We start from the raw sequence: 15,479 nt of genomic DNA, 5'->3' as shown, positions 1-15,479 counted from the left end.
GCTATATAAAATAAAGCATAAAGATGTGTATAATGGGCACTTTTAAAACTCACCGCACTTTTCTGATGAATAAAAACAGATTTATTTTTATATTACTTGCCTTATTACTTGTCGGGCTGGCGTTGTTTTCGTTGTCTTGGGGGCGATTTGCCATTCCTGTTGAGAATGTGGTGCAAACGCTGACGGGGAATAACCCGAACGAGGTGCAGAACAACATTATTTTTAACCTGCGTTTACCGCGCATTCTTGCGTCGCTCTTGGTCGGGGCGGCGCTGGCGCTTGCCGGGGCGACTTTTCAGGGGATTTTCCGTAATCCGTTAGTTTCGCCCGATTTGCTCGGTGTGTCCGGCGGCGCCTGTATCGGCGCGGCGGTGGCGATTTTGCTGGGACTTGGCTTGTTTGCCATTCAGGGTTTTGCATTCGTGGGCGGTTTGCTGGCAGTGCTAATGACCATGAGCCTGCCGAAACTGGTGCGACGGGATTCGACGATTATTTTGGTGCTGTCGGGTATTATCATATCCGGTTTTATGATGGCGTGTTTGGGGTTGGTGAAATATCTTGCCGACCCGGAAACCCAGCTCGCAGACATTGTTTATTGGCAAATGGGCAGCCTGACTAAAGCGGATTATCAAAATTTGCGTCTGCTTGCACCGATGATTCTGTTCACCACCGCGGCGTTATTGATGATGCGTTGGCGCATTAATGTGCTGTCTTTGGGTGATCGGGAAGCAAAACTCATCGGCGCCAATATTCGTTTTGAACGCAATCTGATGGTGATGTTCGCCACGTTGCTCACCGCCTCCGCCGTGTGCTTAAGCGGCACCATCGGTTGGATCGGCTTGATTATTCCCCATTTGGCGCGTATGTTTATCGGCGACAACAATTTACGCACCCTTCCCCTTTCAGCCCTTATCGGCGCGATTTTCCTGTTGATTATCGACACTTTGGCACGCAATTTATACACGCAGGAAATTCCTCTCGGTATTCTCACGGGCTTTATAAGCGCGCCGTTCTTTGCTTGGGTGTTAGTGAAACAAAAGGTGGCGGACTGATGACAATGTTAAAAATTAATCAACTTTACTTTCAGCATCAACGTAATATTCCGTTGCTTAATGGCATTGATTTGGAACTGAAGGCGGGCGAGCTGCTCACTATTCTCGGCGCCAACGGCACGGGGAAATCCACCCTGTTAAATTGCATTGCCGGCTTACTGAAACCAAAGTGCGGTGAAATTTTTCTGCAAAATAAGGAAATCAAACAACTTTCCGCCAAACAAATTGCCCGCCAAGTGGCTTATGTTTCGCAGCATTCGCCGCAGACGTATCAATACAAGGTGCTGGATTACGTGGTACTGGGGCGAGCCGCCCATCTAGGCTTGTTCGGCAAACCGCGCGAAGAAGATTATCATTTGGCGGAACGGGCGCTGGCACAACTGAGCATTCGCCATTTTGCAGACAAAATCTATATGCAAATGAGCGGCGGCGAAAAGCAGCTGGTGAATTTAGCCAAAATTCTGGTGCAACAGCCGCAACTGATTTTGTTTGATGAACCCACCTCCGCGTTAGATTACGGCAATGTATTTAAGACATTAAGCCTGATTAAAGGGTTATCACATCAGCAATTTTCTATTATTATGACAACACATAACCCCGATCATCCGATGTTGCTTAATGAAGTCATTCCGAACAGCAAAGTAGCGATTTTAACGAAATCGGGAAAATTGCATTGCGGTTTCACCGAGGCTATTCTCACGGAAGACAATCTGCGAGAACTTTACCAAACGGATTTGCGGTTAATTGATGTACCTGAATTACAACGTAAAATCTGTGCCATTACGCATATTTAAGAGGACGTACTTATGACCATGAAAAAAACATTGTTAAAACACACCGCACTTTTTGCGGCTACCCTGCTGGCATTTTCCGTGCAGGCGAAAATCATCACCGATGTGGATGGCAATCAAGTGGATATTCCTGATCGCGTAGAACGTGTGGCAGATTTGTGGCACGCCAATAATCAAATCGTGTTGTTATTGGGCGGCGCAGACAAACTGGTGGCAACCACGACTTCGATCAGCGCGAATCCTTGGTATAAGGAAGTGTATCCGAGAATTAAAGAAGTACCTGTCTTGACCAACGGCGAAACGATTCAAATTGAAGAATTATTGGCGCAAAAACCCGATGCCGTATTGCTTTCTAAAAAATCCATGTTGAAGGAAGTGAACCAAGCAGGCTTAAAAGGCGTACACGTGAGTTTTCAGGATTTTGACGGATTAAAGAAAACCGTGCGCATTACCGCAGACGTGTTGGGTGGCGACGCGCCTAAAGTGGCGAAAAAATACATTAAAGAATTGAACGACAACATCAATTTTGTCCATTCACGCGTTAAAGATGTCAAAGACAGCCAAAAACCACGGGTGTTACACATCACTAGTGGCTCGGATTTGCTCAAAATTGACGGCGGAAAATCCATGATCGGGGATTGGATTCGCATGGCGGGCGGCAGAAATGTGCTACCGGATGAAGCCAATATGGTGAATGTCACCATGGAAGCCATTGTGCAAGCCAACCCGGATGTGATTATCATCGGCAGCAGCGGCAACAAAGCCCAAGCGGCAATTGAGAAAATCAAAGCGGATCCGACCTGGCAATCCATAAGTGCGGTCAAAAATAATCGGATTTATGCCAACCCGACAGGCACCTTCCCTTGGGATCGTTACAGCGCGGAAGAAGCCTTACAAATTCTCTGGGCGGCACAATTATTCCATCCTGAACGTTTCGGCGATTTGGATATAGTGCTGAAAACGCAGGATTTTTATCAAAGATACTACAATTACAGTTTGAGCAAAGAAAATGCACAACAAATCTTAAAAGGGCTACCCCCGCTTAAGTAGTGTTGGCATTCGATTGAATTTCTTGTAGAATGCGCGCTGTTTTTTACCTGCCTAGTTAGGCTTTATCATAAGGAAATATCTATGAAAATCAGTGCGAGAAACCAATTAAAAGGCAAAGTCGTTTCAATCGAAACCGGTTCCGTAAACGCTATCGTTCAAATTGACATCGGCGGCGGAAACGTGATTTCTTCCACCATCTCCATTGAAGCGGTAAAAGAGTTAGGCTTAGCTGTCGGCAAAGACGCTTATGCGATTATCAAAGCCACCTCCGTGATGGTCGGTGTAGAATAATTTCTACCGATTTTTAGACGATAAAACAACTGCATTTGAAAAGTGCGGTTGTTTTTTTATGTGTTTTTCTTCCATAAAAAATGCGGTGAAAAATCACCGCACTTTCTTATATCATTCATTAGAAACTGTATTTCAGATTAGCAAAGTAAGAGCGACCACGTTCATTATAAGTGCGTGCCGTCCCTGCATTACGATAAATACGTTTATCTAAAATATTATTCACACCCATGCGTAGGCTTAAATTGTCGTTAAATTTATACCCGACATTAGCGCCCCAACTACCATAACTACCAAGATGATATTGGTTAACAAGGCTTTCACCGGTGGTATAAATCACCTGCATAAAGTTTTCAGCATTTTCAACGGTTTTTTGTCTGCCATAACGGGTGTAAGACGTATTAATGTCCCAATGATCATTAATTTTCCAATTAAGATTACTGTTCACCGTATATTTCGGTACAAGGGAAATCGGATTGCCGGTTTGCTTGTTTTCATTTTTGAGCATATAAGTGAAATTGGTGCTAAATAAAATGGCATCATCCAAGAATGGCAAGGTAATATTGCCTTCCAGCCCTTCGATAATCGCGCGTGGCGTATTGCCCCAACGATAAACGTTGGTTGCCGTGTAGTTACGATAAATCGCGCTTCCGTTCGGGGTGTTGCTTGCACGAATTTCGCGATCGTAACCACCTGCAGGCGCGTCAATGGTGGTTAAGAATTCCCCGTTAGAGACGATCTTGTTACGGTAATCATTATGGAAATACGCCAAGGAGAACAACTTGCCTTCGTTTTCATATTCAAAGCCAATTTCTTTATTCCAGCTGGTTTCCGGTTTGATGTTTTCATTGCCCAGGAAATAGCAGGCACGACCCCAGTCAAACCCTTTGGCATTGCTGTTTGTATAAGGGTTATTTCGAGTGCCGTTACCACCGGTCGGATTTAACGCATTCGGATTATTCCAGTTATTTGCGCTATCAATCGGGCAACCGTTACTTGCATTCACCAATAAATAATTTGGCGAAGATTGATAAAGATTCGGTGCTTTATAGGCTCTTGCCACGCCACCTTTAATTTTCCAGTTTTCGCTGACTTGGTGGGAGAAGTTGAATGATGGGCTCCAGTTGGATTTAGAATTCGTGCTGGAATCAAAACGAATGCCCGGCGTTAAAATGGTTTTGTTATTTGGCAACATAATGTTGTCTTCCAAGAATGCCGCCCATTCATTTTGTGCCACTTTACCACTACGCCCTTTATCCGCTAACCAAGGCACAATCGCGTAAACCTGCATAGTTTGTGTCATAGACGCGGCATCGTTTAATTCTGAACGGGAAGCTTCCGCACCAATGGTAACCATATGGCCGGTACTGCCCAAGGTAAACGGAATATAAAGTTCGTTACTGAAACGGTAATTTCTGAGAAAGCCAACAGATTTATTTAACCCGTTGTAAGCCCCTTCCGTACTGCCCAACAAACCTTCCGGATAATGGTAGTTACGGGTTTGATCGAAAGTGAAATAAGTGCGGTTGTCAAATGAACCCCATTTACCTTCGTGCGTTAAGCTATAACTTTGACGATAAAGCGTTGAGGTTTCCGCTTTTTGTAACGCCAGTTGACGGCTTGTTTGCATGGCTTGGCTGACTAAAACGGAGCTATTTTACGTATCGCCGTTATAAATATTACCTTGACGGCTGTATGTGGCATCAAGGGTTAATTTTTGATCCGGCGTGATGTTCCAAACTAACTGGGCTGCCACATCACGATTACGCACGCCTTCACGACCGGCATAGCGGGTGTTGTCTTGTGTCGCCGCATTATTATTGGTCCCGGCATCTTCAGCGGAATTAATATCCAATGCATCGGCTTTTGTTTTAGCAATGTTGCCGTATAAACGGAAGCCTAAAACATCTTTAATCAACGGACCGCTGAAATTAAAACCCAGACGGTTGGTATGGCCTTCTTTGCTGTCTTCCGGTTGCTCGGTAAATAGATTTAAACTGCCGTGATATTCTGCGGTTGGTGCTTTGGTTTTAATGTTCACCACCCCGCCCATGGCGCCTGAACCATAACGTGCTGCTGCCGGACCTCGCAAGACTTCAATGGACTCAATAGCATCTGCCGGCACCCAGTTGGTGTCGCCGCGGGTATTCCGCATGCCGTTTCTGCCATAGCGTTCGGAATTACGGGATTTTACCGGTTTGCCGTTCACCAGAATCAAGGTGTTTTCCGGCCCCATAGCACGAATATCCACTTGGCGTTTATTGCCGCGTGCGCCGCCCGGTGCATTGGTACTTAAAGTGACACCCGGTTGTTTGGCGATGATTTCAGACGCATCATTTTCAATGGGATTTCGTTCCAGATCTTTTTCCGTGATGACGGACACGCCCAGTGACTGTTTCACTTGCTGTTCGGCGGTCACTTGAATTTCATCTAAATTTTGCGTGTCTTCTGCGTGTGCGTGGGTAAAGGTTGAAATGACAGCCAAACTAATCAGACTGAACGGCAGGAGTTTTTTCATGGTACGTCCTTGGGGTTGAGTAAAAACCGAGCAATAATACGATCGCTATATAAAATAATAAATAATCATAAATGGGTAGGTGCAAATAAATCTTCTAAAAACACAAATGCCGGCGTAATTGCTGTTCTGAAGTGCGGTAGATTTTTGCCAAGTTTTCCAAGGTCAACAGCGCTTCTCTTGAGCCTTGCTGAAAACCGTATTCTTGATCGAGCAACAGAATGTTTTCCGCCAAATACATCGCTTGCTGCGGGTTATGTGTGGTGATCAATAAGGCGATATTTTGCGTTTGCAGGTGTTTTATTTTTTCCAACACACGAATTTGATTGCCGAAATCCAGGCTCGCGGTGGGTTCGTCCATGATCAATAATGTTGCCTGTTGCGCAATGGCGCGGGCAATCAGCACCAACTGTTTCTCTCCCCCACTCAGTTGGTGATAATAACGCTTGGCGAGATGTTCGATTTGTAAACCGGCAAGGGCGGAAAGCGCCAAATCACGATCTTCGGCTTTCGGTGATTGATACCATTTGAGATACGCCGAACGTCCCATCAGCACCATATCCTGCACCAAAAAAGGGAATAAATGCTGATGAGCTTGCGGCACATAAGCAATGTTGCACGCCAATTCCCCTTGGCTGTAATCCGATAAAGGACGTTGCCGCCAATACACTTCCCCCTGTAGCGGAGCTTGTAGCCCTAACAAGGTTTTCAGAAAGGTGCTTTTGCCCGCGCCGTTTGCCCCCAATAAACAACAAATTTGCTTTTCCTGTAAACGGAAATTGATGTTGTTCACCAGTATTTTATCGCCGTAGCCAATGGCTAAATCACGGGTTTCCACTAAATTCATCGTCTGCCCCGCAATAATAAATAAAGGAAAAACGGTGCGCCGCAGGCAGATGTCAAAATGCCAAGAGGCAGCTCAATGTCGGCAACGGTGCGCGCTAAAGTGTCCGTTAATAACAGAAAAGCGGCGCCGAGAAGCAAAGATGTCGGAAGCAACAGGATAAAATTGGCGCCCACCAATAAACGGGCAATATGCGGCACCAATAAGCCGACCCAACCGATAATGCCTGTAATAGACACCGCACTTGCCGTGCAAAGGGTGGTAAAAATAATCAAAATGTAGCGGGTCATTTTTATCGGTACGCCAAGGCTGCGCGCTTCTTCTTCCTCTAAAGAAAGCAAATTTAAACGCCAACGAAGTAAAAATAGCGGCGCCATACCGAGCAATAAAATCGGCGCCAGTTGCAACACATCTTGCGGACTAATGGCGGTTAAGCTTCCTAGTAGCCAAAAAGTAATGGAAGGCAGTTGGGTAAAAGGATCGGCGAGAATTTTCAACAACGAAATCCCCGCGCCAAGCAACGAACCGATGGCAATTCCCGATAATACGAGAACGAGAATCGGGTCTTGGTCTTTGCTACGGGTTGCGATAAGGGAAACGCAAAATACCGTGGCAATGCCGCCAAGAAAGGCAAAAAGCTGAATATAAAACATCGGTAAATTGTAGAAAATTGCCAGTGACGCCCCAAACCCGGCGCCGGCGGATACGCCCAAAATATCCGGCGAAACCAATGGATTTTTAAACATCCCCTGATAGGTCGCCCCCGCGCAGGCTAAAGCGGCACCGACCAAACAAGCCACCGCAATGCGAGGCAAGCGAATTTGCCATAACACGGTGTGAATCGGTGAGTTTGTGTCACATTGTGAATTCACGGAACAAACGAGCGTTTGCCATAATTGACTTGGTGAAACGGGAAATTTCCCCACGTTCAGGGCAAGTAAAATACTGCCGACTAAAATTCCCGTCAGCAATAAAAAGAACAGGCGTGGCGCACGTTGGATAAGATTTTGCATTATTGTCCCTGTAGCAACTGCTCAGCTTGCGCTTTTGATAAATCAATGTGGTAGAACAATTTATAAAACCGTTGCACTTCGGGTGCAAAATCGTCCATCGGTTTATTGCTTAATAAATGTTGTAACCACCGCACACCGAGCAAGCGATTCAATCCCGGCGGGGAATCCAGCCAACCGAAAGGCTGATTGGGAATGAAAAAAACGCGCTGATTTTTGACCGCACTTAATTGCTGCCATTGGGGATTGTCTTTGATGGTTTGAAAAAATTCGGCGTATTGGGTCAAAATAATGTCGGGATTCCACAGCAGAAGCTGCTCCATAGAAACCTGTGTTAACCCTTTATGCTCGCCTTCCACCACATTGCGCAAGCCGACCAACTCCATAGCCTCCGTATGAATGGATCCCTTTTGCCCTGTTTGTAAACCGTCGGCACTGCGCGCCAAATAGGCGGTTTGTTGTAAAACGCCGGCAAAATCCCCCGCACTTTTAAGAGTTTCTTCCGCGTATTGCGCCTGTGGCTCCGTGAAGGTTTCCGCACCTAGCAATTTGCCCAACTCACGCAAGGTTTTCGGCGTTTCGGCGAGTCTGCCGTCCAGCAATAAATAAGGCACACCGGTTTGCGCAAAGGTGCGTTTTGCCTGATCGATGTAATTCGGCGCCACATTGCCCACATCAATAATCAAATTCGGTTGAAGCGCCACGATTTTTTCGGCGGAAAACGTACTGCCCTTTCCGGCAATTTTGCCGATGGTCGGCAACGCTTGTTGTTGCACAGGAAATAATTTGCCGCCTTTGGATGCCATCTTAAAGCCCGCCAGTCCGACCATTTTTTGCGGCGCGGCGGCCAGCAATAACGCATCACTCGGATTACCGGCGCTTAAGACTTTTTCGATTTTTTGCGCTGCCGGTAATTCCCCGGCAAGAAAGGGGGAAGGCGCTTCCTGCGCCCAAAGGCTGCCGATAAATGTCAGCGGAAGTAACAGCATAAACCATTTTTTCATGGGAATTTCCTTAAAGTGCGGTCATAAAATCCAACGAATTTGAAATTTTCTTTGCCACGTTCAACTTGTGTAAACGGCATGAATTTTACTAAAACGCTATATATTTTTAAATATACTGGCGAACTTTTCGCGATTTTTATTTATAATGAAGACGCTATGTTTTTAAATATACATCGTTATATTTTTCTCACATTCTGTTGGGGTAACATCATGAAATTTGAAGTCATTTACAAATTCCTGTTGTTGTGTGTGCTGATTATCAGTTTGTTGTGTGTTGTGATAAGCGGCGCCGGATTATTCTACGGTTGGCAATTGAGCATGCTGTTCAATATTCATGTGAGCTTTGCCGTTTTGCTGGTCGCCGCGTTGTTACTGCATATTCTGAACCGCAAAAATAAATTGGCGAAAATCAATACCCAATTTGCCGATTTGGTCTTACACAATAAATACCCGAGTTATTGCAATTTAGACCGCTTGATCATGACGTTCGAGCATTTTTCCGTTGTGCAAATTGCCGAACAGTTAAACCTGGATTTGGATGCGCTGCTAAAAGAACTCGCCGAAGGAAAAATAAACGTCAAAAATTCCCACAGCACTTTACGGGAGAATTTTCCCCATAATGATGAAAAGATTTTTGCTGCGATCACCATCGTGCTGCAACTTCGTTTAATTAATCCTATCCCTGCTTTTAACTTAAAAGGACATTAAAATGAAAAAGACACTGCTTTATACCGCCATCGCTATGGCTTGCTTACCGGCGTATGCCGAAGAAGTTTTTACCCTTGGGCAAATTGAGGTGATTGCCGATAGATCAACGGATTTAAGCACCACACGCATTGAACAGGCTGACTTACAGAAAAACAATCAAACCAATGTCGCCGAGGTGGCGAAAACCACACCGGGCGTATTTTTGGATCGTAGCGGCGCACGCAATGAACATAATTTGTTGGTACGCGGATTTAAAGCCAATCGCGTGCCAGTGTTTATTGACGGCATTCCGGTGTATGTGCCCTATGACGGCAATATGGACATTGGTCGCTTCACCACCTTCGATTTATCCCGCATTGATATTTCCAAGGGCGCAAGTTCCGTGCTTTATGGCGCCAACACGCTGGGCGGTGCGGTAAATCTCATTACGCAAAAACCGACCAAACCGTTTGAAGGCACTATCGGCTACGGATTTGCTCACGGTAGAAGCGGCAGCACGGGCACCAATCAAACCTACTTTAATTTAGGTTCAAAACAAGACTATTTTTATGCCCAATTAAGCGGTTCATTTTTAGAAAAACAAGGGCTTCAACTGTCGCGTCATTATCATCGGGTTTTACCAAGCGGTGATGATGGCGCACGGGCGGAAAATTCCGTACAACGGGATAAAAAACTCAGTTTGAAAGTGGCGTTTACCCCAAACGCAACGGATGAATATACGCGCACCTTCGGCAATTGGTTAAGACTGGACGGCGCGTTGTTCTATTCCGAAGTGCGTGATGCCATTGAACTTGTGGCGCATCCGACAATTTCCAATAAAGAACAAAATCAAAACTACGGCAAAGAAGTGTTTAAGGGTGTGGAACTTGCCGCCGCAATTTTTGCGACGGATAACCTGACATTGGGTGCCAACTACACTTATACCCGCGCAAAAAATAAAACCTACACGAACTTTATTGTGCGCGATATTCCGCAACATAAATTCTTCGCTTATGTGGATTGGAAAATTGTGCCTAACCTTTCCCTTTATGTCAGTCAAGAAGCGGAACACGGTCGTTATAGCAGAGATGGTTTCGGCAGCCGGGCGCCGACGGTTAGACTTTCCGGCTTCGGCAATACCAATGCCAAACTCACTTACAACGTTACCGAACAATTCATCGTGGAAGCCGGCGTATTCAACCTGTTTGATAAAAACTACTATTATGAAGCCGGTTATCCGGAAGCGGGACGAGTGTATTTTTCTAACTTGAAATATCGTTTTTAATATTCTGCTTAGCGATAAAAATTGAGCCTTGCAATGACAAAGCTCAATTTATTTTAAGGAATAAAGTGCGGTTGCTTTTCTCAGCGTTTTTAATCTGCTTTTAACGCATATTTGCCGGAACCTAAAAGCATAACGGCAACAAACGCAAACAAGAAAGTCGCAATGCCTTCTGCAGTCCATGAACCAACTTTAGTTAACGTGAAGAGATCGGCGGAATACATTAAAATCATGATGACCACCGAACCACTCGCAGCAATAAACGCGGCGATACGGGTATAAACCCCTAAAATCATTAGAACCGGTGCAACGACTTCCGCCAAATAAGCAAGATATGCAAATGATGCCGGTAAACCGAATTCCATAAACTTCATAGCGACGAAATCTACACCGGTTTTTAATTTATGCACGCCGTGTAGTAAAAATAACACTGAAAAACCAACACGTAAAATAAGCTTAGCCAGTTCAGGTAAATCAACAAGTTGATTAAATTTTTTCACAATAGACATTTAAATCTCCTCAAAAATATAAAAAATGCTGTTTTATTGTAACAAAATTGCTACATATTTATCAATATAGCTTGGAAAAAAGCTGTCTTTCCGAATCTTCAATAATTGGATTACACAACCCCCGTCGGTTCATATATAATATGCCGCCTTTTACGCAATCCGATACAGACAACCCTATGACAATAACGCAAACCGAGAAGAAAAAAAGCTATAATTTCAATAAATTGCAAAAACGTCTACGCCGAAATGTGGGAAACGCCATTGCAGATTTTAATATGATCGAAGAAGGCGACAAGGTGATGGTGTGTTTATCCGGCGGGAAGGACAGCTATACGCTGTTAGATATTTTGTTGAATTTACAGCAAAATGCGCCGATAAAATTCCGGATTGTGGCGGTTAATTTAGACCAAAAACAACCGGGCTTTCCGGAACATATTTTGCCTGGGTATCTGCAAGGTATCGGGGTGGGTTACAAAATCGTGGAAGAAAACACCTATGGCATCGTGAAAGAAAAAATTCCCGAAGGCAAAACCACTTGCTCCCTCTGCTCCCGTTTACGCCGCGGGATTTTATATCGTACCGCAACGGAACTCGGTGCCACCAAAATTGCCTTAGGACACCACCGCGACGATATGTTGGCGACCCTCTTTTTAAATATGTTTTACGGCGGAAAATTAAAATCCATGCCGCCGAAGCTGATTTCCGACGACGGCAAACAAATCGTGATTCGCCCGTTGGCGTACTGCAAAGAAAAAGACATTGAAAAATATGCCGTCGCGAAGGCTTTTCCGATTATTCCTTGCAATCTGTGCGGTTCGCAACCGAATCTGCAACGTCAAGTGGTAAAAGAAATGCTGAATACCTGGGATCGCCAATATCCGGGACGCTTGGAAACCATGTTCAGCGCCATGCAAAACATTACGTTGTCTCACCTGTGTGATCCAAAACTTTTTGATTTCAAAGGCATTAAACACGGTCAATTGATTGAAGGAGTGGAAGGCGATACGGCATTTGATGAAGAAAACATCACGCCGATGCAATTTGATGATGAAGATCAGGCGGATTTCAGCGAGCATGAAATGATCGCCTTTAAGGAAGTGCGGTAGGAAAACATCGGAAAAAATGACCGCACTTTTACGGCGATATGCAAACAAAAAATCGCGGTTTTTACGCAACGATTTTTCTAGAAATTGTATGTGATTAAATTCGTCTTGCCTGCCAATATGCCTTACGCCAATAATCGCTGTTCAACGAGGAATAAATCACGCCACCCTTAGTAGACGCGTGCAGAAATTTGTCTTCCTTCACATAAATGCCCACATGATAGCCATGAGGACCGCGACCGGTTTTAAAGAACACCAAATCACCGGTTTGAATATCGCCTTTTTCAATATACTGACCGTAATTTGCCTGATCTTTGGTTTGTCGCGGCAATTTTATGCCGAAGCGATCGAAAAAGGTGGTTTGCACGAAACCGGAGCAATCCACGCCACTGCGACTTTGTCCGCCGATACGATAAGGCGTTCCCGCCCATTCGTATTGCTGTTCGCTTAAAAGCGCAATCGCTATAATAGGATCGTTTATCTGCCCTTTGTAATTAATCCGCGAGGATTTTGACGGTCCTCCGGAACAGGCGGCTAACGCCAGGACAGAACAACAAATAAGTAGAGATTTAAAAGAAATACGCATAAATCATCCATAACAAAAAGCTACCGACAATCGCTTGCGGTAGCCAATTTATTAAGCTTTCGGTTTGACCTTTTCAACCCGGTTGCGCAATTTTTGTCCCGGTTTGAACACCACCACACGACGGGCAGAAACCGGTACGCTTTCACCGGTTTTCGGGTTTCTACCCGGACGGGAAGCTTTATCACGTAATTCAAAATTACCAAAACCAGATAATTTCACGTCATTTCCTGTTTCCAAAGCCACACGGATTTCTTCAAAAAAGCTTTCGACCAAATCCTTTGCCTCACGTTTACTGAGATGGAATTTCTCAATAAGATTTTCGGCGAGTTCTACTTTAGTTAATGTCATAGTTTAATCTCTCAAATAAGCATTAAAACATTGTTTTAACTCAGATAATACCGTTGAAATTACCGCGTTAATTTCATCTTCTTCAAGGGTTTTTTCATTATCTTGAATTACTAAGCTGATAGCTAAGCTCTTATGCCCTGCAGCAACACCGGTTCCGTGGTAAACATCAAATAAATTGATTTGGGTTAATTTATCTCCGCCTGCTGTACGACACACTTCCAGCACGTCATTTGCAGGGATATTATCCGCAACCACAACCGCCAAATCACGACGATTAGCAGGGAAACGGGAAATTTCTTTGGCACGGGCGACTTCTCGTCGAGAAATGTGTGCGACCGAAATTTCACAAACAAATGCTTTTCCGGTAAGACCAATTTTTTGCGCGATAGTCGGGTGAAGTTGACCAATAAATCCGATTTCTTCACCATCCAGCATAATGGCCGCAGATTGACCCGGATGCAATGCTGTGTATGATTTTGCTACAAATTTTGCCCGATTTCCAGCAGAACTTAACGAAAGTAAGTTTTCAATGTAGCCTTTTAAGTCGTAAAAATCTGCCGGTACGGCTTTTTCGCTCCACTGTTCGTTTGATTTTAACCCTGTCATCACCGCGGCAAAAACCGGCTCTTGGTGCACGCCGAATTCGGCCTTTTCGTCCGGAATAAAACGTAAACCGTGCTCAAACAAACGCACGCGACTTTGTTGGCGGTTTTGATTATAAATCACTGCGCCCAATAAACCGGTCAATAATGAAACACGCATGGCGGACATTTCAACGGAAATCGGGTTCGGTAAAACCATCGGTTTAACATCAGGATGCAGCAAACTTTGGATTTTCGGATCAACGAAGCTATAAGTAATGGCTTCATAAAAATCACAACTGGTTAGAGCGGCTTTAATGCGAGATAGTTCAATATCCGCTTCTTTATGTTCACGCATACACAAATGTGCTAACGGCGCATTATTCGGAATGCTGTTATAACCGTAAATGCGGGCGATTTCTTCAATTAAATCCTCGGCAATTTCAATATCAAAACGCCAAGATGGTGCAATTGCCGTCCAAGTGTCAGCGGCATAAGAAACCTGTAAACCAAGGCGTTGAAGAATCTCCGTAATGGTTTCGGTAGCAATATGGTGTCCAAGTAACGCATCTAATTTGTGACGTTGTAATGTGACTTGTTGGCGTTTCGGTAAATATTGCGCATTAACCACCTCGCAAATTTCACCGGCTTCACCACCGCAGATGTCAAGTAAAAGTGCGGTCGCTCTTTCCATCGCTTTGCGTGGCAATTCAAAATCTACGCCACGTTCAAAACGGTGGGAAGAATCGGTATGCAAGCCATACTGACGGGCGCGACCGGTAATTGCTAACGGTGCAAAGAATGCCGCTTCTAAAATCACATCTTTTGTGCTTTCCGCATTCACCCCACTGGCTTCACCGCCGAAAATCCCCGCCATTGCCAAAGCGCCATTTTGGTCGGCGATAACCAGCGTATTCGGTTGTAACTTCGCGGTCGTGCCGTCCAGTAACACCAACTCTTCGTTTTCTTTCGCCATGCGTACCTGAACCGGTTGCGCCACTTTTGCCATATCAAAAGCGTGCATCGGTTGACCTAATTCCAGTAAAACATAATTAGTGATGTCCACAATCGGATCAATAGAACGAATGCCGCAACGACGTAATTTTTCCTGCATCCACATCGGTGATTGGGCTTTTACGTTAACATTTCGCACCACACGCAATAAATAACGCGGACAGGCTTCCGGCGCCAGCACATCAATTTGTACTTTATCGTCGATAGTAGGCTGAACCGCTTTAAAGTGCGGTGGATTTTCGTGGAGTTTATTAACCACCGCCAATTCACGCGCAACCCCGGCAATGCTTAAACAGTCGGCACGGTTTGGCGTTAAACTGATTTCAATGGCGTTATCATCTAATTTCAAATAATCACGTAAATTCGTGCCAATCGGCGCGTCTTGCAGCAATTCGATAATGCCGTTAGCGTCGGATTCAATACCGAGTTCGCTGAATGAACAGAGCATACCTTCGGAAGGTTGACCGCGTAATTTGGTTTTCTTGATTTTGAAATTGCCCGGCAATTTTGCGCCTTCTACCGCACAAGCCACTTTCAACCCTTGACGGCAATTCGGTGCGCCGCACACAATATCCAATAAACGTTCGCCGCTCACATTTACTTTGGTCACGCGTAATTTATCCGCATCCGGGTGTTGCGCGCATTCCACCACTTCGCCTACAACAACGCCAGTGAAATCGCCGGCAACCTTTTCCACACCGTCAACTTCCAAACCCAACATGGTAATTTGATCGCAAAGTTGCTCCGTGGAAATTACCGGATTAACCCATTCACGTACCCATTGTTCACTAAATTTCATACTTATCTCTCACTCA

General features: G+C 45.0%; 14 protein-coding genes and 1 pseudogene. 7 read left to right on the top strand and 8 right to left on the bottom strand.

From position 1 onward, the window contains the following. Positions 1–32: 32 nt before the first annotated feature. The 4 genes from LIN98_RS06385 to LIN98_RS06370 all read left to right on the top strand — a co-directional run bounded on the left by LIN98_RS06385 (position 33) and on the right by LIN98_RS06370 (position 3,184). Positions 33–1,052: a FecCD family ABC transporter permease gene (locus tag LIN98_RS06385; protein ID WP_033000355.1), complete on the top strand. Its 1,020-nt coding sequence runs from the start codon at positions 33–35 to the stop codon at positions 1,050–1,052. A 5-nt stretch (positions 1,053–1,057) separates the two neighbouring features. Beyond that, complete coding sequence (locus tag LIN98_RS06380) at positions 1,058–1,846, top strand: ABC transporter ATP-binding protein (protein ID WP_005544738.1); 789 nt, start codon at positions 1,058–1,060, stop codon at positions 1,844–1,846. Between the two features lie 12 nt (positions 1,847–1,858). Continuing rightward, entirely contained in the window at positions 1,859–2,893 is a 1,035-nt protein-coding gene (locus LIN98_RS06375; RefSeq protein WP_005568729.1) for an ABC transporter substrate-binding protein, read from the top strand. An 81-nt stretch (positions 2,894–2,974) separates the two neighbouring features. After that, complete coding sequence (locus LIN98_RS06370) at positions 2,975–3,184, top strand: TOBE domain-containing protein (RefSeq protein WP_005543485.1); 210 nt, start codon at positions 2,975–2,977, stop codon at positions 3,182–3,184. A gap of 118 nt (positions 3,185–3,302) precedes the next feature. Here the strand turns inward: LIN98_RS06370 and LIN98_RS10445 are convergent. From LIN98_RS10445 to LIN98_RS06345, 4 genes and pseudogenes are all read right to left on the bottom strand, one after another. Continuing rightward, positions 3,303–5,699: pseudogene (locus tag LIN98_RS10445) on the bottom strand (FepA family TonB-dependent siderophore receptor). A gap of 94 nt (positions 5,700–5,793) precedes the next feature. Then, on the bottom strand, positions 5,794–6,543 hold the full coding sequence (locus LIN98_RS06355) for an ABC transporter ATP-binding protein (protein ID WP_005544746.1): 750 nt from the start codon (positions 6,541–6,543) through the stop codon (positions 5,794–5,796). After that, on the bottom strand, positions 6,540–7,553 hold the full coding sequence (locus tag LIN98_RS06350) for a FecCD family ABC transporter permease (protein ID WP_005544748.1): 1,014 nt from the start codon (positions 7,551–7,553) through the stop codon (positions 6,540–6,542). The genes LIN98_RS06355 and LIN98_RS06350 overlap by 4 nt, the downstream gene beginning before the upstream one ends. Further along, positions 7,553–8,554: an iron ABC transporter substrate-binding protein gene (locus LIN98_RS06345; protein ID WP_005544749.1), complete on the bottom strand. Its 1,002-nt coding sequence runs from the start codon at positions 8,552–8,554 to the stop codon at positions 7,553–7,555. Before LIN98_RS06345 ends, LIN98_RS06350 begins: the two co-directional genes overlap by 1 nt. Before the next feature lie 210 nt (positions 8,555–8,764). Here LIN98_RS06345 and LIN98_RS06340 point away from each other — a divergent pair, with 210 nt between their 5' ends. Then, a complete protein-coding gene (locus LIN98_RS06340) occupies positions 8,765–9,262 on the top strand; it encodes a hypothetical protein (protein ID WP_025298397.1) in 498 nt (165 codons plus the stop codon). Between the two features lies 1 nt (position 9,263). After that, on the top strand, positions 9,264–10,526 hold the full coding sequence (locus tag LIN98_RS06335) for a TonB-dependent receptor plug domain-containing protein (protein WP_148326205.1): 1,263 nt from the start codon (positions 9,264–9,266) through the stop codon (positions 10,524–10,526). An 89-nt stretch (positions 10,527–10,615) separates the two neighbouring features. On the opposite strand, the gene LIN98_RS06330 is transcribed toward LIN98_RS06335, so the two are convergent. After that, positions 10,616–11,032: a DoxX family protein gene (locus LIN98_RS06330; protein ID WP_005544757.1), complete on the bottom strand. Its 417-nt coding sequence runs from the start codon at positions 11,030–11,032 to the stop codon at positions 10,616–10,618. Between the two features lie 140 nt (positions 11,033–11,172). Between LIN98_RS06330 and ttcA the strand changes: the two genes are divergently transcribed. Then, positions 11,173–12,138 (top strand): tRNA 2-thiocytidine(32) synthetase TtcA, encoded by a 966-nt coding sequence (gene ttcA, locus LIN98_RS06325; RefSeq protein ID WP_005568715.1) that lies wholly within the window; start codon positions 11,173–11,175, stop codon positions 12,136–12,138. A 94-nt stretch (positions 12,139–12,232) separates the two neighbouring features. On the opposite strand, the gene LIN98_RS06320 is transcribed toward ttcA, so the two are convergent. The 3 genes from LIN98_RS06320 to pheT are packed head-to-tail and all read right to left on the bottom strand — an operon-like array spanning position 12,233 to position 15,463. Further along, positions 12,233–12,721 carry an NlpC/P60 family protein gene (locus LIN98_RS06320; RefSeq protein WP_005572361.1) on the bottom strand — a complete coding sequence of 163 codons (489 nt, stop codon included), beginning with the start codon at positions 12,719–12,721 and terminating at the stop codon, positions 12,233–12,235. A 51-nt stretch (positions 12,722–12,772) separates the two neighbouring features. Then, positions 12,773–13,069 (bottom strand): integration host factor subunit alpha, encoded by a 297-nt coding sequence (locus tag LIN98_RS06315; RefSeq protein ID WP_005543400.1) that lies wholly within the window; start codon positions 13,067–13,069, stop codon positions 12,773–12,775. 3 nt (positions 13,070–13,072) lie between these two features. Continuing rightward, positions 13,073–15,463 (bottom strand): phenylalanine--tRNA ligase subunit beta, encoded by a 2,391-nt coding sequence (gene pheT, locus LIN98_RS06310; RefSeq protein WP_005589978.1) that lies wholly within the window; start codon positions 15,461–15,463, stop codon positions 13,073–13,075. Positions 15,464–15,479 lie beyond the last annotated feature (16 nt).

It is taken from the genome of Aggregatibacter actinomycetemcomitans, from assembly GCF_023518055.1.
GTDB classification, from domain to species: domain Bacteria; phylum Pseudomonadota; class Gammaproteobacteria; order Enterobacterales; family Pasteurellaceae; genus Aggregatibacter; species Aggregatibacter actinomycetemcomitans.
Note: the sequence above shows the minus strand (reverse complement) of the source record. Positions and strands in the feature narration are given on the sequence as shown.